This is a genomic window from Microcystis sp. M144S2 (assembly GCF_020246065.1).
Classification (GTDB): domain Bacteria; phylum Cyanobacteriota; class Cyanobacteriia; order Cyanobacteriales; family Microcystaceae; genus Microcystis; species Microcystis ichthyoblabe_A.
Genome location: NZ_JADBTR010000063.1, coordinates 16,167 through 33,227, shown reverse-complemented (window position 1 = coordinate 33,227; position 17,061 = coordinate 16,167). Strand labels below are relative to the sequence as shown.

General features: G+C 44.8%; 15 protein-coding genes and 1 pseudogene. 6 read left to right on the top strand and 10 right to left on the bottom strand.

The window, feature by feature from the left end:
* Positions 1-120: 120 nt before the first annotated feature.
* The 7 genes from IM462_RS08445 to IM462_RS08415 all read right to left on the bottom strand — a co-directional run bounded on the left by IM462_RS08445 (position 121) and on the right by IM462_RS08415 (position 6,093).
* Positions 121-516: a hypothetical protein gene (locus IM462_RS08445; protein WP_002758341.1), complete on the bottom strand. Its 396-nt coding sequence runs from the start codon at positions 514-516 to the stop codon at positions 121-123.
* Positions 513-887, bottom strand: coding sequence for a DUF433 domain-containing protein (locus IM462_RS08440; RefSeq protein WP_002741484.1), 375 nt, complete (start codon positions 885-887; stop codon positions 513-515). The genes IM462_RS08445 and IM462_RS08440 overlap by 4 nt, the downstream gene beginning before the upstream one ends.
* A gap of 407 nt (positions 888-1,294) precedes the next feature.
* Positions 1,295-2,242: a hypothetical protein gene (locus IM462_RS08435; RefSeq protein WP_216643794.1), complete on the bottom strand. Its 948-nt coding sequence runs from the start codon at positions 2,240-2,242 to the stop codon at positions 1,295-1,297.
* 413 nt (positions 2,243-2,655) lie between these two features.
* A complete protein-coding gene (locus IM462_RS08430; RefSeq protein WP_002793864.1) occupies positions 2,656-3,120 on the bottom strand; it encodes a DUF29 domain-containing protein in 465 nt (154 codons plus the stop codon).
* Between the two features lie 16 nt (positions 3,121-3,136).
* On the bottom strand, positions 3,137-3,595 hold the full coding sequence (locus tag IM462_RS08425) for a DUF29 domain-containing protein (protein ID WP_104395919.1): 459 nt from the start codon (positions 3,593-3,595) through the stop codon (positions 3,137-3,139).
* A 43-nt stretch (positions 3,596-3,638) separates the two neighbouring features.
* Positions 3,639-4,622: a protein-methionine-sulfoxide reductase catalytic subunit MsrP gene (msrP, locus tag IM462_RS08420; protein WP_287699751.1), complete on the bottom strand. Its 984-nt coding sequence runs from the start codon at positions 4,620-4,622 to the stop codon at positions 3,639-3,641.
* A gap of 85 nt (positions 4,623-4,707) precedes the next feature.
* The gene (locus IM462_RS08415; RefSeq protein ID WP_287699768.1) at positions 4,708-6,093 is read right to left on the bottom strand and encodes a cytochrome P450; all 1,386 of its coding nucleotides are present in this window, start codon (positions 6,091-6,093) and stop codon (positions 4,708-4,710) included.
* 396 nt (positions 6,094-6,489) lie between these two features.
* Here IM462_RS08415 and IM462_RS08410 point away from each other — a divergent pair, with 396 nt between their 5' ends.
* Positions 6,490-7,245 (top strand): TVP38/TMEM64 family protein, encoded by a 756-nt coding sequence (locus tag IM462_RS08410; protein ID WP_287699750.1) that lies wholly within the window; start codon positions 6,490-6,492, stop codon positions 7,243-7,245.
* A 5-nt stretch (positions 7,246-7,250) separates the two neighbouring features.
* Here the strand turns inward: IM462_RS08410 and IM462_RS08405 are convergent, their stop codons facing one another.
* From IM462_RS08405 to IM462_RS08395, 3 genes are all read right to left on the bottom strand, one after another.
* On the bottom strand, positions 7,251-7,874 hold the full coding sequence (locus tag IM462_RS08405; protein ID WP_287699749.1) for a ribonuclease HII: 624 nt from the start codon (positions 7,872-7,874) through the stop codon (positions 7,251-7,253).
* Positions 7,871-10,045 (bottom strand): ribonuclease E, encoded by a 2,175-nt coding sequence (gene rne / locus IM462_RS08400; RefSeq protein ID WP_287699748.1) that lies wholly within the window; start codon positions 10,043-10,045, stop codon positions 7,871-7,873. The genes IM462_RS08405 and rne overlap by 4 nt, the downstream gene beginning before the upstream one ends.
* Positions 10,046-10,852: 807 nt before the next feature.
* Positions 10,853-11,608 carry a DUF2232 domain-containing protein gene (locus IM462_RS08395; RefSeq protein WP_287699747.1) on the bottom strand — a complete coding sequence of 252 codons (756 nt, stop codon included), beginning with the start codon at positions 11,606-11,608 and terminating at the stop codon, positions 10,853-10,855.
* 348 nt (positions 11,609-11,956) lie between these two features.
* Here IM462_RS08395 and IM462_RS08390 point away from each other — a divergent pair.
* From IM462_RS08390 to IM462_RS08370, 5 genes and pseudogenes are all read left to right on the top strand, one after another.
* Positions 11,957-12,235 (top strand): annotated as a pseudogene (locus tag IM462_RS08390) (transposase); the annotation flags it as partial.
* A 337-nt stretch (positions 12,236-12,572) separates the two neighbouring features.
* Complete coding sequence (ylqF, locus tag IM462_RS08385; RefSeq protein WP_287699745.1) at positions 12,573-13,412, top strand: ribosome biogenesis GTPase YlqF; 840 nt, start codon at positions 12,573-12,575, stop codon at positions 13,410-13,412.
* 379 nt (positions 13,413-13,791) lie between these two features.
* Positions 13,792-15,276, top strand: coding sequence for a glutamate synthase subunit beta (locus tag IM462_RS08380; RefSeq protein ID WP_287699744.1), 1,485 nt, complete (start codon positions 13,792-13,794; stop codon positions 15,274-15,276).
* Between the two features lie 619 nt (positions 15,277-15,895).
* Positions 15,896-16,399 (top strand): hypothetical protein, encoded by a 504-nt coding sequence (locus IM462_RS08375; protein WP_287699743.1) that lies wholly within the window; start codon positions 15,896-15,898, stop codon positions 16,397-16,399.
* Between the two features lie 286 nt (positions 16,400-16,685).
* Positions 16,686-16,961: a hypothetical protein gene (locus tag IM462_RS08370; protein WP_287699742.1), complete on the top strand. Its 276-nt coding sequence runs from the start codon at positions 16,686-16,688 to the stop codon at positions 16,959-16,961.
* Positions 16,962-17,061: the final 100 nt, after the last annotated feature.

Sequence of the window (17,061 nt, the reverse complement as noted above, 5' to 3'; positions counted from 1 at the left end):
GGAGCGGGTTTTTCAAGTTGGATTGGCAGTTAATCATGCTATTAAAAACCGATTTAGTATAAAGACCCCGTTATGCCGTGTCCCTACAGATAGACTTCAACGGCTCTAGCATTCGGCGCGTCACGGAATAAAAATGCGTCTTGCACCTCGATAGGTATCAATATCAAGCACGATTTCAACAAGACTTTCAACACACCGACCTCGATATTCGGAATCATTCAAAAGCCGATCAGCATTGCTAACGGTGATCACAGGCAATGACTCTGAGGTATTTTCTTCACGCAGGACCTGCTCTAGGGAATCTTTCCCTTCCATACTGCGATTAGCGGTAAGCAAAATCATCTGATTCTCTTGAGCAAGTCGCCAAACCGTCCTGTCATCACTGTTGATCGACAAATCCATCTCTGCAAAGGTGACGAACTGCATCGGGACGATATCAAGCCAGCCCTGAGTTGCGATCGCACCAAAGAAAACCAAGGCATGACCTTTGAGATTGTGATCAATCAAAAAAATCATACTTTCGACTCACGCTTTGCCTTAGCCACTCGAAGCTTTTCCCAAGCAGCCTCGGAGCCTGGCTTAGGTGGTTGCGCAGCAATACGGGCAACTCGCTCACGATTTTGCTCTTCATAATATTGTCGGAGTTCTTCAGCTTCTTTGAGAACTTGCTGGTACTCAGCTTCTACATCCGCACGATGAGCCTCAATATAAGCCAGGGCAGCGTTAATTTGCTCTTCCGTCAGATCAAATAATCCCTGAATGAACTTAGGTGGATATTGAGCAGTCACATAATCCATCACATCGTAGAGGGTGATGCGGGTTCCTGCGATTGTCAGTCCTCGCTCTGTACGAATGATAGCGGTTTGTTTATTTGATGCGAGCGTCATAGCTATAGTCTCAGTCTTTCACCATCTCATTCCATATTACCGCATGAAAAAGTAAGGTGAGCAAACGCCCACCCTGACTACTAATTCGCAAGCTCTTTAATCCTCAACCCAGACTTTCAAAATGTATTTCAGCCTCGTTCCTGCATCTAGCCAGTAGTGAACTCCAATATCTGGCAATTCAGTATCACCAGGCCCCGTACTACAAGATCGGCGATCAAATTTAGACCACAGCTTCAATCAATGGGCATGGTGCGTTCCCCAAAATCGATCGCTGGAGCAGTGGGAGTCACATTAGGGAACGCACCCTACAAGATCGGCGATCGCACTTTCAATCATAACCGATCACGTAAGCTTCCGTTCCGCTCCAACGAAGTGTTATGCTGCGGCACAAACTCTCTAAAATAATTCTAGAGGGTATCAATAAATTTCTTTAGCTTTGTCAGCACTTCTTTATCTAAACATGTAGACCATCGATATTTATCTTCATTATGCTGGTATCGACTAATCTTTTTCTTAAGGTTTTCCAAGAGTTTTAATAATTCATTTAAGTCTTCTAATGTCCGAACACTTCTGATAACTTTAGCAGTCTTATTGTAATAATTTGCTATTACATATGCTTCTTCTTTTGAAGCATGATGATCTCGATGATACTGACGGATATCATCAGGCATTTTCTCAAAATAAGACGCTAAGCTTCCTAAAAAAGCTAAGTCTAATTCATCTAGTTCATTTTGAACTTCATTAATTAAATTTAATGTAATTGGCTCCTGAGCTACTTCCAAACTAGCATTATGATGAGATAGAGTAATATCTGAATGACTTGGATTGTCTATTTCGGATATTCTGCAACCAAGCTTCATACAAGCCTTTTCAATTACTTCCTGAGCATATCCGTTATGCTCCCACGCGCCCGTTACCGCCCCAGCAACCCCCACAATAAAAAAACCTAAAACAGGAATTTGTTCCAACTTTTTGAACTCGGCGATTTGGTAGCATCTACAATCTCCTGTTGATACTAGCCGTGCCCAATGTTCACAATTGAAGCGATACAGCTCATAATGCCATTTTTCGTGAAATTCTTTCACAGAGACGTGCAAAGCCTTATTAATCTGCGCTCTCTCCAAACAACGTGATTGATCAGGTTGAAAGTGATTCCAATCGATAGACCAAACTGCTATTCGCCCAGTGTCCTTTTCACTCCCAGCCTGAACAGGCTCCCACGCTAGAGACTCCAAATCATTGAGTTGTACTGAGTAATGAAAAATACTAGGGTCACTATGATCGCGATGCTGTAGTAACCGCCCGTAATGCGGATGAGAGGTATTACTGTCAATTAGGGTATAAAGATTTTGCATAACTCAATTACAGGAATTTTGACACATTACCTAATAGTAATAGATTTCCCCAATAATGAACAAGACTTACTTCCATTACCCATAACCCAAGCCGCATAACTAGAGATTATACAGAAACTTTCCGTATAACACTCTTGAAAGTAACAATATGCGGAAACTTTCTGTATAACACTCTATTTAGGCGCGATTGCCAGAACTTTTCCCTATATCACGCCCAAAAGCGTGTTAGCCAGATTAGCATATTGCCAAAAACCTTGTTTAACTAAATTCCTGACAATTAGGCTCATTCTAGCAATGATTCTTCGATCTGACCGCGCCCCTTGACAAAAACTGACAATTATTCGACTTTTAGCGATCGCTATCGGGGGATAGTTGTTTTTTGTTACAGCAGTATGGAGCAGTCTAACTGATGGCTATATTTCCAGATTATCGCCCGCAGGAAACCAATCTTCATCGAGAATTTGTTCAAGGGAACCAATGGGAATAGCGGGGAAAGTATCGAGGGGTAATTGAGAGCGATCACTGGCATTTTTTCGGGCCGAAAGATAACATTCATCGAAAATTTCTAAAAGATAGGGTTTCAGACTAGGACTATCTTTAAGTTCATCTAATATATCGAGACGAAAAGTTCTAATCTCTCCCTTCCAGTGACCTTCGTTTCTCTCTCTTTCTGCCGCCCAATATTTGAGCTTAAGTAAATGTTCTAATAATCGGGTTAACAGACTTTTAATTGTGCGCTTTTCACTCCTTCCCATACTTGCTAATTCCTCCAGTAAATTCTCTAAATCTACCCGCTCAAACTGTCTGGCTTGCAGTTGATTAATAGTAGTTCTAATCCAGAGATAAAAGTCTTCTTCGTACATGGTTTTATTATCCATAATTTACCTCTATATATTACTCGTGGTCATTAGTAGGAAACCAATCTTCATCGAGAATTTGTTCAAGGGAACCAATGGGAATAGGGGGGAAAGTATCAAGAGGTAATTGAGTTCTAACTTGAGCCTCTTTTCTAGCAAATTGATAGCATTCCTCAAAGATTTCCAGAATATAGGGTTTCAAACTAGGGCTATCTTTAATTTCTTCGATTATTTGTCTGCGAAAGTTGATAATTTCCCCTTTCCAGTGACCCTCATTTCTAGATTTTTCTCCTGTCCAGTAGGTTAATTTCAGCAAATGTACCAGCAATTGAATCAAAAGATTTTCAATTTTGCGTTTTTCACTCCTTCCCATACTTGCTAACTCCTCCAGTAAATTCTCTAAATCTACCCGCTCAAACTGTCTGGCTTGCAGTTGATTAATAGTAGTTCTAATCCAGAGATAAAAGTCTTGTTCGTACAGAGTTTTATTGTCCATAGATACTTAGTTAAACTGAATAAAACGAGGGTAATCATCAAAATCAACTATACAAACTAGCCACATATTCACCGTAGCCATTATAGGGCAGAGTTTCGATAATTTCCCAAGATAAATCACTTCTACTGCCGATAAATTTCTCCGTTGCTTGCGACCAACGGGGATGGGGTTTACTGGGGTTGACATTAGCCTCAAAATCGTATTCGTGAGCGTCAATTGTGTTCCAGTAGGTGGCGGGTTGTTTGGCGGTAAATTCAATTTTTACTATCGATTTTGCCCCTTTAAAACCGTATTTCCAAGGAATAACCATTCGCAAGGGTGCGCCGTGTTGTTTTGGTAAATCATGTCCGAAAATTCCCACAGCAAAGAAAGCTAATTCGTTGGCCATTTCTTCAATTCTTAAACCTTCTGCATAGGGCCAGGGTAAGGCTCCTAAATGTAATCCTGGCCCCTGGGTAATTTCCGGTTCATAAAAGGAGGTAAAACGGACGAATTTTGCTTCCGGTTTTGGTTCCACTGCCGCAATTAAAGCACTCATGGGAAAACCTAGCCAAGGTAACACCATTGACCAAGCTTCCACACAACGAAAACGATAGATTCTTTCTTCGAGAGGAAAGGTTTTTTTAATAGTGTCTATATCATAAGTCTGGGGATTTTTTACCAATCCTCCCACTTCTACCATCCAGGGATTCGTCGGTAGTTTCTGCGCTTTTAACCAGATATTTTTCCCCCCTCCGAACTCATAAAAATTGTTATATCTCCCCGCTACAGTTTCGGCAGCTATGGGGCGATTTACCGTTAAAAACTGCGGATTTTTGCTGAACCCTTCAATTTTAGGTAATTGCAAACTTTTTTCTAAAGCTTCCGAGGAGGAGGATTTACCACAAGCAGTTAATAATAGGGAACTCCCCGCAATTCCTGTCCCGATTAACCCCTGTAAAAAGCGACGACGGTTAAAATAAACACTTTCGGAAGTAACTTCATTTTCGGAAATTTGCCAGGATTTAGCTAAACGAATTAAGACCATAATTATCCCCAATTTTATTGACAAAAAAGCAGAGTTATGATATGGGATACCACAACTCTGATTGTACAATAGTTTGTCAGTTTTTTTAAGAAATTTCGGCGAGCATCGGGGCAGTCACCAGAGGTTCCCGTCGTCCTTTTAAGACCATGGGAACTCCTCGCGAGGGAGCAAGGGTGACACCGCGGCGACTGGGTTTTTCGGGGGTATTATTAACTAGAGTTAACTGATAATTGGCCAAAATTGTGGCGATAGCGATTTTCATCTCGTAGATAGCTAAAACTTCCCCGATACAACGACGCGCCCCACCACCAAAAGGCATATATTCGTAGGGGGTGAATTGTTTTTCTAAAAAGCGTTCTGGTTTAAAAGTATGGGAATCGGGGAAAGTTTGCTCACGGTGGTGAGCTAGATAAATACAACCCATAAGAATTGTCCCTTTTTCTAAAGGATAACCATCTAGTTCTACCGGTTCTTCCACTACTCGCGGAAAAGTTAACATTCCCACGGGATGAATGCGTAAAGTTTCCGAACAAACCGCCGAAAGATAGGGTAATCTAGTTATATCAATGGGGTTAGGATTATCTCCTAAAGTGGCTATTTCTTGGAGAATTTTTTCTTTAATTTCTGGATAGCGATGAGTCCAGTAGAGCGCCCAAGACATAGCAGTGGCTGTGGTTTCATGACCTGCGAATAATAAGGTCATTAATTCATCGCGCAATTCCTTATCGCTCATCGGGTTGCCTTCTTCATCCCGGGCCGACATCAGTAGTGATAAAATATCGCTACGATTGGGGTTAGGATTAGCTTTTCTTTCGGCAATTTCTGTGTAGACAATATCATCAATTTTTGCTTGGTAACGCTGGTATTTTCCCCAGGGACTCCAAGCACCCAAATCAGCCTGCAAAATTGGGAAAAATAACAAAGAAACCATCACCGGAGAGTTAAAAATATCGAGCATTTCAGCCAGAATTTTTTTCAAGGTTTGATAACGTTCCCCTTGACTAATTCCAAAAACTGCCTCCATAATTACTTGTAAAGCGATTGCTGTGGTCGCTGAACGGGCCTTAAAAGGTTGATTTTGTGGCAATTCTGCCATTACTCTTAGGGTAATATCCCGGATTAAATCGCCGTAGAAACGCATTCTTTCCCCGTGAAAAGGTGGCAATAAAAGCTGACGACGTTTTTTGTGGATATCTCCGTCTAACATGACGACGGAATAATCACCAATAATCGGGGCAATAATCCGATTGGCTTCCCCCGGTGCCGAAAATTTTTTACGGTCATTAGTTAAAACCTGTTGTAGGGCTGAAGGACTACTGACAAAGATAAAATTATCTACAGTTAAACCCACTTTTGTGCTAAAAATATCGCCATGCTTGCGGGCGGAATTTTCCATAAAAGCTACGGGATTAATGATCCATTGTGCCATTTGCACGAAGGTGGGGACTTTGACTTCGGGGAGGATTTTCATAGATTGATTGCTATATCCAATGCTAATTATTTCTAATTGTGACATTTTTTACCCAGAGACGGCAAGGTGTAATAAGCTGCCCGCGCATTTAAATTGCTTATTGAGATGAGGCAAGAGGCAACAGGCAAGAGGCAAGAGGCAACAGTAAAGGGATTAGGGGAGATTCAGCTAATCTAAGGATAGGCGGTTAAGATGCGTCCTAGCTTATCAAGTAAACAGCAAAAATTACCGGGCTGTTGCTTGTCTTATCTTCCAGGAGAGAGAGGGATTTTCTGGGAATTTTCAGGATTGGCTTTCTGGTCTAAACAATGATAATCGGGGTAGAATAGCCCCAGTTCTATTTAATTCGCTTCTATGGTTCAATCTCTTTTTTTTCATTCCTTATAGGGACTTTTTATGATTATTTCCAAGTTTTTGCCCTTAGGAAAAACTGTGATTATCAGGCATTTACTGTTATTAACTACATTTAGCCTTGTTTTTTTCCTGACTACTCCCCCTGCTTTTGCCCTCGAATCCAGTGCCTCCACCGGTTTTAATCCTCAAACTATTCTTTTTAATGCCTTAACTTGGGTGGATAGTTTGGGAGCCGTGGGAGCGATCGCGTTTATAATTATCTATATTCTAGCTACTGTGGCCTTTTTTCCAGGTTCAATCCTGACTTTAGGGGCTGGTGTGGTTTTTGGCGTGGTTTTAGGCTCTTTTTACGTCTTTATCGGGGCGAATATCGGCGCTACTGCCGCTTTTCTGGTGGGACGTTATCTGGCTAGGGGTTGGGTGGCGGAAAAAATTCAAGGTAATAATAAATTTCAAGCTATCGATGAAGCTGTGGGGAAAGAAGGCCTAAAAATAGTGCTTTTAACCCGTTTATCTCCCATATTTCCCTTTACTCTGCTCAATTATGCCTATGGTGTCACCGGGGTTTCTCTGAAAGATTATCTACTAGGTTGCGCGGGCATGATTCCGGGGACGATAATGTATGTCTATATTGGCTCTTTAGCGGGCAGTCTTGCCACTATCGGGACCTCGGCACCAGCCACTAACCCAGTTTTATCATGGACTATTCGTCTTATCGGTTTTATCGCTACTGTTGCCGTCACCCTCTACGTCACAAAAATTGCCCGTCAGGCCCTGGCATCAGTTATCAGTGAGTAAACCCCTCAATCGCCATCCCCACCCCACTCTGCCCTTGAGTGGGGACTGACGCGGATTTGTTGACAGGGACTAAAAGAGAGCCGGTGCTGAGAAGTAAGTCCATGGTTGCCAATCGCTTCTAGGTGTTGAGCAGTGCCATAACCCTTGTGACGAGGGAGTCCATAATCGGGATAGCGTCCGTGCCAACGAGCAATTAAGTCATCGCGCCAGACTTTGGCCACGATACTAGCCGCCGCAATTACTGGCGATTGTTGGTCTCCCTGAATTACCGCCTTTTGGGGGATTGACAAATCTTTAATAATGTGCTTGCCATCGATCAAACAGAGACTGGGGGAAAGAGGTAATTTCCCGATAGCTCTGCTCATTGCCAGTAGGGAGGCATGAAGAATATTCAAGCGATCGATCTCTTTCACCGTAGCATAACCGATGCGACAAACAAAATCCCGTTGTATTTGCTGGCTCAATTTTTGCCGTTTTTGGGGGCTAAGTTGCTTACTATCCTTCACCCCCAACTCCCACAGCTGCGGAAAACCAGAGGGGACAGTGACCACTACGGCCGCCACCACGGGGCCAAATAAAGCCCCGCGCCCCACTTCATCGACACCAGCAATTAAGGGTTCTGCGCTCATGACTCATCGGCAGTGGCGGAGGAACGACGGCGACGACGACGCAGCACCGTGGTTTCGGCCTCTACTTGTGGCTCCTCCTTCACCTCGGCGCTCACCGGAGTTTCTAAAGGAATGACTTCGCCGAGAAAAACTGGAGTTTCGGGCGCAATCGGTTCGGGCGTAAAAGTCACTGGCGCACTAGCTTCTTGGTTGATTTCCTGACTAACTTCGCTAGTGGTGGGACGACGACGACGGCGCACTAAGGGACGATTTTCGGCTTCCTCGCCAGCTTCCGTCGCCTCTACTGGGGCGGTGGCGGCTGTGTCCTCGGCTTCTAGGGTAGGAGTCAAGGATATTTCAGGAGTGGCAGCAGGCGTTTCTGGGTTTTCCGCTTCTCTTTCCCCTGGCAGTTTCACGGAAACAATCACCGATTTCGGGTCTTTAAACTCCTTATCCACCAAAATCAGGGGAGAAATGCCCATTAAAGAATAAACTTCCTGTTCTACCGGGGTCATTTCCACGGAAACCCTTTCCCGTTCGGCGACGGGGATATTTTTGGCGGTGCTGGCATCTTCTCCTCGTTTCGAGAGACGGGCGGGGCGTTCTCGTTTTTCCTCAAGGCGTTGGGGTTCTGATTCTGGCTCGATTTCGTTGTTAACACCGTTAGTAGAGGCTTTTTCGCTCCGTTCCTCTTTGAGTAACAGTTCCGAGGGACGACGACGACGGCGACGACGAGAATTATTAACCTGTTCTTGATAGTTGGGATGGAAGGAAAGATCTATCTCTTGGGCGTTTTCTTCGGCCTCAAATTCGGAGAAAACTTCTAGATAGGGTTCGGCAGCGGCAACGCTAGGAGCGCTCTTATCTGGTAGAACTTTTGTATTAATCGGGGCAACGACAAGGGTTTCTTTTTCCGCGCGGCTAAGGGTGGGGGTTTCTAGGGCGATGGCGTTGCCTTCTCCGGGTAGATGGGCTAAATGGCCTAGTCCGCCGCAATGGTCACAGGTTTTGCCGAATAATTCATAAATGTTTTTCCCCTGACGCTTACGAGTTAATTCCACTAACCCCAATTCCGATAATTGGGCAATCTGGGGCCGGGCTTTATCGCTTTTCAGGGACTTATTAAACAATTCCAACAGTTTCAACTGGTCGCGACGGGAATCCATATCGATGAAGTCCACCACCACCACACCGCCGATATTTCTCAAGCGCAGTTGTCGAGCGATTTCTGTGGCGGCCTCGCTATTAGTCCAGAGTACGGTTTCCCGGGCCGTGGCCGAACGGGTAAAGGAACCAGAGTTAACATCAATTACCGTTAAAGCTTCCGTCGGTTCGATGATAATGTAGCCGCCGGAGGGTAAATCAACCCGGGGTTTCAGGGCCTCGCGAATGGCGGCGTTAACCCGGAAATAGTCGAGAATTGGCTGGGTTTCCCGATGGGAGTCGATATAAACCCCTTCGAGAGCTTTGCCGCCGCCCCAGTTCGTCAATTGCTGTTTAACTCGTTTTACCGCCATCGGGTTATCCACAACAATGCGATTGACATCGGCACTGTACATATCCCGCAAAACCCTTTGAATAAAGTCATCATCGCGGTTCAGCAAGGCCGGGGCCCGGGTGCTGACGGCCATCTGTTGGATGCTCTCCCACTGTTTTTGCAGAAATTCCAAATCCTCGATAATCGCCTCTTCCGCTTTGCCTTCGGCCTCGGTGCGTACCAGCAACCCCATCCCCGCTGGTTTGACCAAAATCGCTAAGGCTCGTAAACGGGAGCGCTCGTCTTCACTGCGGATGCGACGGGAAAGATTCACCCCACGACCATTGGGCATCAATACCAGATAACGACCGGGGAGAGTGACATTTCCCGTTAGTCGCGGTCCTTTATTGCCGGTGGGTTCTTTCATTACCTGTACCAGCACTTTTTGCTGGGGGGCCAGTAATTCCGTGATAGCACCGGCGGTTTTTTTCAGTCTTAAGGGGCCTAGGTCGGTGACATGGATAAAGCCATTGCGTTCCGCATCGCCAATATTGACGAAGGCTGCATCTATCCCAGGAATGACGTTTTCTACTAATCCTAGATAGATGTCGGCCACCTGCTGATTACCTGTGGCTACAACTAATTCCTGAATTTGATCTTCCCAAAAAACAGCCGCTATATGGTGTTGTTCGGCTATGATTATTTGTTTTGGCATTCAATTTCCTCAATCTTTCGGTTTCAAAAGCGACGGACCATGGGCTATTTGTCTATGCTTTGAGGCTACTTCCGGAAATCTGGTCTTGTTAAGAAAGTTCTAAGAAGATGAGTCCGCATCGTTAAAGCCTCATCTTGATATTCATCTGCCCCCCAGACGTGGGAACTGAGTCTTGGTTTCAGTTGTTAAGTCTGTTTGGCAAGTGCCGGCTTGACCCACAATTGGACAAGCACAGCCAGGAGACGAGATTTTCAATTAATCCCTGAGTCTTGCTCGATAACAGCATTTTTTATCCGTTTCCGCCGGTTCTGTCTATCAGAATCTAGGAAAAAAGGAGTTTTTGAGTTACTCCCCTCGGCAACAGGTTTCTGTGGAAGGGAAAATAGCGCACTTTTCGATTTTCCAAAAACCACGATTCTTTTAAGAAATGCTTTAATCGAGTCTTATAGACGACTATAACTCACTCGGTCACTCTCTGACAAGACGATAATCGGGGAAAAATGATCGATTAACAGTTGACTGGAGATACTGACCATAAAGCACTAAGGGACTTGCGTGGGAATAATATCCCAGCCAGAAAATCGCTCTGTAGAAGAATCAGACCGGCCAGATGGCATATTATCAAAGCGCAAGTCCCTTAGCTGCGGAGGCGCTCGAAGGCTCTCCCCCTACTTAGAGTGATCAGCAAACCTGAACGCTCGGAGGGCGCAAGCATTGCGCCCCTACAGTAACGGATTTTGTCCACAATGTAGGGGCGAACTGCGTTCGCCCAAAAGGTAGATTATCAAAGCGCAAGTCCCTAAATAATTACTCATAATCTAGTATGACCTGTACCCATTTGGGCGGACGAGGAATCGGATTACCGAGGCGATCAAGAACTAATAACGCCACTAAATGCACGGCAAATAAGTATAATAAACTATTGACAAATATACCCACAACTGCTAACGATTGCACTTGCAGCAGCGTCGGTTTAGCGAGAATCCCTAACTGGGTGAAAATCCAATCAATAAAATTAGTCGCTTGGGTAATCACATATAACCAGAGATTTTCGCCTAAAAGAATTGAAAACAGCCAAAAACGAAAGAATAAACCAAAAGCCCCCAACAGTCCCCCAGTCAAGATAGAAAATTCCCAGCGCGCACCCCGGCGCCAGCATAGCCCCAATTGTAACCCCATCAGGCCGTGGGGAATCAAAAAGACGATACTGCGAGTCGGTCCCATTAACACCGACAAAAGTAAACTAGAAACTAATGCTGTCATCCAAGCACAACGAGCGCCCCAACGTAAATAGGCTAAAGCGATAGGAATCGGGAAGAAAACCCTTAATAACGGTCCGAGGGGAAAATAATAATCAATTAACCAGATTAAACTGGTAGCACTGGCCAAAAAAGCCGTCTCCACCGTGATCAGGGTAGCGATAGACTTGAGAGGAGATGGTTGCATAGGTTTGGCAGTGGGTTTATCTAAGGGTTTCTCCTCTTCCCCCAGATCTACCCAATTGGTTTCATCTATTGTCTCTTCTGAGGATTGATCAGGAGAATTAGCGTGAGAATCATTCATTCTATCAGTTATCCGGTGGTCGGTACGGGTTGGCCGGCTATCCTTAGCTTAGACTTGCGACTCCCAGTCAGGCAAGAGGCAGAAAATAAGTAGTTAGGTGTTAAAAATTGTCAAACCCCCCTTATTAAGCTATCGATTAGTCAGATTTTTCTTAACAAAAAGATAAGAAAATAAAAAAAAGGGAAACGATTGATAGGCATAGTTTTGAAAGAAGGAATCATACCAAATCCAGTTGTTAAAGACTGATTATTTATTCTTCCTGTTGCCTCTTGCCCCTTGCCTTTTGCCTGTCTTGATATGTAGCCTATACTCAACGGATTTAGTATCAAGGTCGAGGTGAGCAAAAAAATGGAGAAATGGGCAGCCCAAGAATTACAGTATGCAGATCTAGGGGACACGAGAAGAAAGAAAGGATTAATCAGTATCGTGGAAAACTTCGCCAGCCAACCTAGTATAAGTGTGCCACAAGCCTCGGGAAATCTAGCCGCCGCCAGTGCCACATCCGACTTTTGGAATTCACCCTATTTTCACCCCTCAGATCTAATTGCCGCCCAAGCTAAAAGTACAGTAGAAAGAATCAAAGAACATCCAATAGTTTTGGCAGTTCAAGACACAACCAGTTTAGACTTAATAATTGCTTCTCTTGGGTTTTTTTAGGTAGAAAAGGCGACCCCTCGGCTTCTCTCAGGCTTCGGCCGTGAGATCAGCGTTGAAACTATTTGCTTGGAACCGCGAAGGTTAGATGATATCAGCCAGACTTGCAAACTATCTGATCAAATTAGTTCGGCCATAGAACTCCCTTGAGCCATCAGGCACACTTTTTTCTTTTTGTCAAATTTTATGTTAAGAAAGATGTAACTAATGGATAGCTTAATAAGGGGGAATCTGACAATTTTTAAAACCTACCTACTTAGCTATCTAGGGACTATTTCTGATAAGATTTAATTTTATACTCCCATCTCCCATGTCGTTAATTCAATGGTATCCCGGTCATATTGCCAAAGCGGAAAGAAAACTCAAGGAACATCTTAAACTCGTGGATGTGGTCCTAGAAGTGCGCGATGCTCGCATTCCTTTAGCCTCCCATCATCCCCAGGTGGACGATTGGATTGGCAATAAACCGCGCTTGTTAATCTTAAATCGTCTCGATATGATTCCCGAATCTGCCCAGCAACAATGGGTAACATGGTTTAAAAGTCAAGGAGAAACCGTCTATTTTACTAACGCTAAACAGGGAGAAAGAGTTAAAGCAATTATCAAAGCGGCGGAAAAAATTGGCGATGAAATTAACCAAAAACGCCAACTAAGAGGAATGTTACCCCGTCCAGTGCGCGCCGTGGTGATTGGGTTTCCCAATGTGGGTAAATCTGCCCTGATTAACCGTTTATTAGGGCGAAAAGTCGTTGCCAGCGCCCGCAGGGCCGGAGTAACGCGACAATTACAATGGGTACGAATTTCCGACACCTTGGAATTATTAGACGCGCCAGGGGTGATCCCTTCCCGTTTAGATAATCAAAGGGATGCGGTGAAATTAGCTATCTGTGAGGATATTGGGGATGCTGGTTATGATAACCAAAGGATAGCGGCGGCTTTTGTCGATTTATTAATAGAATTACACTATGAAGGTCTTTTACAATCTCGTTATGGGTTGAATACTCTAGACATGACCGGGGAAGATTTTATCGAAAAATTGGCCAATCTCAAATATCAAGAAGATAAAGAAAGGGCAGCCATGCAGTTACTCAATGATTTTCGTAAGGGAATAATCGGGGCTATCCCGTTAGAATTGCCCCCTTCCTCTTGAAATAGCCTGTTTTTAACTCAATAGTTAGGGTCTGCTGAAAAAGTTTTTCCTAGGGGCAGGGTGTAGGGTGTAGGGTGTGGGGTGTGGGGTTTTACCGATTTTGAGGGGGTCAATTACCTAATTTTCAGGGAAAAAGTAGCTGAATTTCCCCCTGATCACTCCCATATCTGGTACTTTTGGATTTCAAAAAAGGCTAAAAGTCTTATCCAGCAAGGTTTTTAGATTTATTCAGCAGACCCTAGTTAATTCCCGAATTTGTCAAAATTACCGCCTGTTAGTCCACTGAGTTGCCGATAAGATTAAAGAAATCGGTAAAGTTGCGGGGATCGATCGAACCCTGAAGGAAGATAGGGAATAAACGACAGAGATAAAAAAGACTATGGGCAAACCGACTGGCTTTATCGAATTCCTGCGTGAACTTCCTTCCGAACTTACCCCCCTCGATCGCCTTCATAATTGGGATGAGTTTCATCTTCCCATGCCAGAAGATAAACTCCGCAATCAGGCCGCCCGTTGTATGGATTGTGGTACACCATTTTGTCACACGGGAACCCTAATTAGTGGCATGGCCAGTGGTTGCCCGATTAATAACCTGATTCCCGAATGGAATGATTTAATCTATCGAGGATTGTGGCGAGAAGCCCTCGATCGCCTCCATAAAACCAATAATTTCCCCGAATTTACCGGTAGAGTCTGCCCCGCTCCCTGTGAGGGTTCCTGCGTTCTCGGCATTCATAATCCCCCCGTTACGATCAAAAATATTGAATGTTCGATTATCGACAAAGGTTGGGAATCCGGTTGGATTACTGCTAATCCCCCCGCAATCCGTACCGGCAAAAAAGTGGCCGTGATCGGTTCTGGACCTGCTGGATTAGCAGCCGCCGACCAGTTAAATAAAGCCGGTCACTGGGTGACAGTTTACGAACGGGCCGACCGACCCGGAGGCCTGTTGATGTACGGCATCCCCAACATGAAGTTAGATAAAGAAGAAGTGGTTCTGCGTCGTCTTCAGATGCTCGAACAGGAAGGGGTAAAAATGGTCTGTAACACGGAAGTGGGCAAGGATATCAGCAGCCAAGACCTATTAAACGAATATGATGCCGTAGTTATCTGTACCGGAGCTACCAAACCCCGGGATTTGAACATCGAAGGTCGCCAATTAAAGGGCATTCACTTCGCCATGGAATTTCTCACTGCTAATACAAAAGCACTACTAGACGGACAGACCGGGGAGGATTTTATCTCGGCTGCGGGTAAAGACGTAGTAATTATCGGCGGTGGCGACACGGGAACCGACTGTGTGGGGACTTCCCTGCGTCATAACTGCCGTAGCGTCACCCAATTAGAGATTATGCCGCAACCGCCCCGGGAACGGGCCGCCGATAATCCCTGGCCCGAATGGCCAAAAATCTACCGTCTGGACTATGGACAAGAGGAAGCAGCCGCGCGTTTTGGCGATGACCCCCGGGTTTATACCACCACAGCGACTAAATTCGAGGGGGATAGCGAGGGTAACGTCACAGGGATTCACACGGTACAGGTGGAATGGCAACGCAACGAAAAAGGGCAGTTTATCCCCCAACCGGTGGCAGGAACCGAAAAATTCATCCCGACGCAATTGGTTCTATTGGCCATGGGATTTTTGGGACCAGAACAGCCTTTACTCGATGATTTGGGACTAGAAAAGGATGGCCGCAGCAATATCAAGGCCGAACATGGTCAATTTGCCACTAGCTTACCGAAAGTCTTTGCAGCGGGAGATTGTCGTCGTGGTCAAAGTTTGGTGGTTTGGGCGATTAATGAAGGTCGCGGGGCCGCCAGGGAATGCGATCGCTTTTTGATGGGGGCGACGGATTTACCTTAAACCAGTAGTTAGGGACTTGCGTGGGAATAATATCCCAGCCAGAAAATCGCTCTCTAGAAGAATAAGACCAGCCCTAAATGGTACATTATCAAAGCGCAAGTCCCTTAATATTGAAGATTATCAAGGCGCAAGACGCATTTTCATTCCGTGACGCGCCGAATGCTAGAGCCGTTGAAGTCTATCTATAGGGACACGGCATAACGGGGTCTTTATACTGAATCGGTTTTTAATAGCATGATTAACTCCCAATCCAACTTGAAAAACCCGATCCCTTCTCCCCACTGCTGTAACAAAAAACAACTATCTCCCGATAGCGATCGCTAAAGGTCTAATAATTGTAAGTTTTTGTCAAGGGGTGCGGTCAGACATAGGAATCATCGCTAGAATGAGCCTAATTGTCAGAGATTTAGTTAAACAAGGTTTTTGGCAATATCTAGTGTCTAACATCTTCATGCACCCGACCCTGCGAAATAGAACTGGTCATCGGCTTGGCCCCCTACAGGCGGGTGATGATGAGCGTTCGACTGCTTAGACTTCTATTTCACTAGCGCGATCAGCAATACAAAATTGCTTAAAACAAATAACACTTGGTATGGATTGAAGTTTGAGGAGCATCTCAATGAGTGGATCAATTAATGTTGATGATCGCAAGGAAATCCAGAAAGACCTTTTATGGGGCTTATACCAGGAATACCGAAATCATGCCAGACACGCTGAGACATTACGATCAAATATAAACAACTACGTAATGCTGATCTCATCAGCACTAATTACACTGGTTACGTTTAACGACAAAATTGATCGATCAGATCTACCTTTGTCACTCATTATTGCCCTTTTAGGCTTTCTTGGAGCATTGTTTTCAGTATCCTATACCGAACGATACAATCGTCATAGGTTGCGTTCATCAAAAATTAGGGATCAGTTAGATAAGATGTTTTTCCCAACTGACGATGGAATTGGCATCAAAATACTGAGAGATGAGGCTGATAAATTGAATAATCAAGTCATGGGATTTGATCTGGTGAGAAAATTCGCTGGCACTCATTTTTTCTGGGTTATATTACCCCTTGTAGTGTTTCTTATTGGTCTATTCTTAGCTTACCTAGCTTTGTCTGCATAACATCTTCTTGTCTGAAGCGCAGTCGAACAAGTTAGTGCAGCGGACTGACCCAAAGACTTATCGAGTAGCAAAGCCCTTTAGTGCGATCGCCGATCTTGTAGAATGCGTTCCCTAATGCAACTTCTACTGCTCCAGCGATCGATTTTGGGGAACGCACCATGTCCATTGATTAAAGCTGTGGGTTTAAGTGCGATGCCGCTCTTGTGGGACCAGTTGGGGAATGTTAGCGAAGATTCCCGATGTTTAGGTTAAAATAGAGGGCAAAAGTTGCCCCAGGGTCAAGCCAATGACAGTTCGTCAACCCCGCTACAGCAAAGAAGAATTCGCTCGACGTGGTAATGAGATTTATGAATCTCAGGTACGTTCTCAAGTGGAGGAGGGAAATCAGGGGAGAATTGTGGCGATCAACATCGAAACTGGAGCGTTTGAGCTTGCCGACGATACGATTACTGCTACCGATCATCTCTATGAGCGTGTCCCTGATGCTCAACCTTGGCTGATTCGGATTGGACATAGAGCCGTCTTCCGTTTTGGCAGTCGCAGCCAGAGAAAGCCCGTATGATGTGTGGGGATGGGTCTTTTGTATGGCTTTAAACTTCAGATTGAGGCAGTGGAAGGTGGGCGCGTTACAATTGAGGCGCTATGACTCAGCCAAAGTTATC

Excerpts from the sequence above, each read along its gene's own strand:
- IM462_RS08380 (WP_287699744.1), top strand. The coding sequence starts at position 13,792 with ATGGGCAAACCGACTGGCTTTATCGAATTCCTGCGTGAACTTCCTTCC.
- IM462_RS08375 (WP_287699743.1), top strand. The coding sequence starts at position 15,896 with ATGAGTGGATCAATTAATGTTGATGATCGCAAGGAAATCCAGAAAGAC.
- IM462_RS08440 (WP_002741484.1), bottom strand. The coding sequence starts at position 887 with ATGACGCTCGCATCAAATAAACAAACCGCTATCATTCGTACAGAGCGA.
- rne (WP_287699748.1), bottom strand. The coding sequence starts at position 10,045 with ATGCCAAAACAAATAATCATAGCCGAACAACACCATATAGCGGCTGTT.
- IM462_RS08415 (WP_287699768.1), bottom strand. The coding sequence starts at position 6,093 with ATGAAAATCCTCCCCGAAGTCAAAGTCCCCACCTTCGTGCAAATGGCA.
- ylqF (WP_287699745.1), top strand. The coding sequence starts at position 12,573 with ATGTCGTTAATTCAATGGTATCCCGGTCATATTGCCAAAGCGGAAAGA.
- IM462_RS08425 (WP_104395919.1), bottom strand. The coding sequence starts at position 3,595 with ATGGACAATAAAACTCTGTACGAACAAGACTTTTATCTCTGGATTAGA.
- IM462_RS08410 (WP_287699750.1), top strand. The coding sequence starts at position 6,490 with ATGATTATTTCCAAGTTTTTGCCCTTAGGAAAAACTGTGATTATCAGG.
- IM462_RS08405 (WP_287699749.1), bottom strand. The coding sequence starts at position 7,874 with ATGAGCGCAGAACCCTTAATTGCTGGTGTCGATGAAGTGGGGCGCGGG.
- msrP (WP_287699751.1), bottom strand. The coding sequence starts at position 4,622 with ATGGTCTTAATTCGTTTAGCTAAATCCTGGCAAATTTCCGAAAATGAA.
- IM462_RS08430 (WP_002793864.1), bottom strand. The coding sequence starts at position 3,120 with ATGGATAATAAAACCATGTACGAAGAAGACTTTTATCTCTGGATTAGA.
- IM462_RS08445 (WP_002758341.1), bottom strand. The coding sequence starts at position 516 with ATGATTTTTTTGATTGATCACAATCTCAAAGGTCATGCCTTGGTTTTC.
- IM462_RS08395 (WP_287699747.1), bottom strand. The coding sequence starts at position 11,608 with ATGAATGATTCTCACGCTAATTCTCCTGATCAATCCTCAGAAGAGACA.
- IM462_RS08435 (WP_216643794.1), bottom strand. The coding sequence starts at position 2,242 with ATGCAAAATCTTTATACCCTAATTGACAGTAATACCTCTCATCCGCAT.
- IM462_RS08370 (WP_287699742.1), top strand. The coding sequence starts at position 16,686 with ATGACAGTTCGTCAACCCCGCTACAGCAAAGAAGAATTCGCTCGACGT.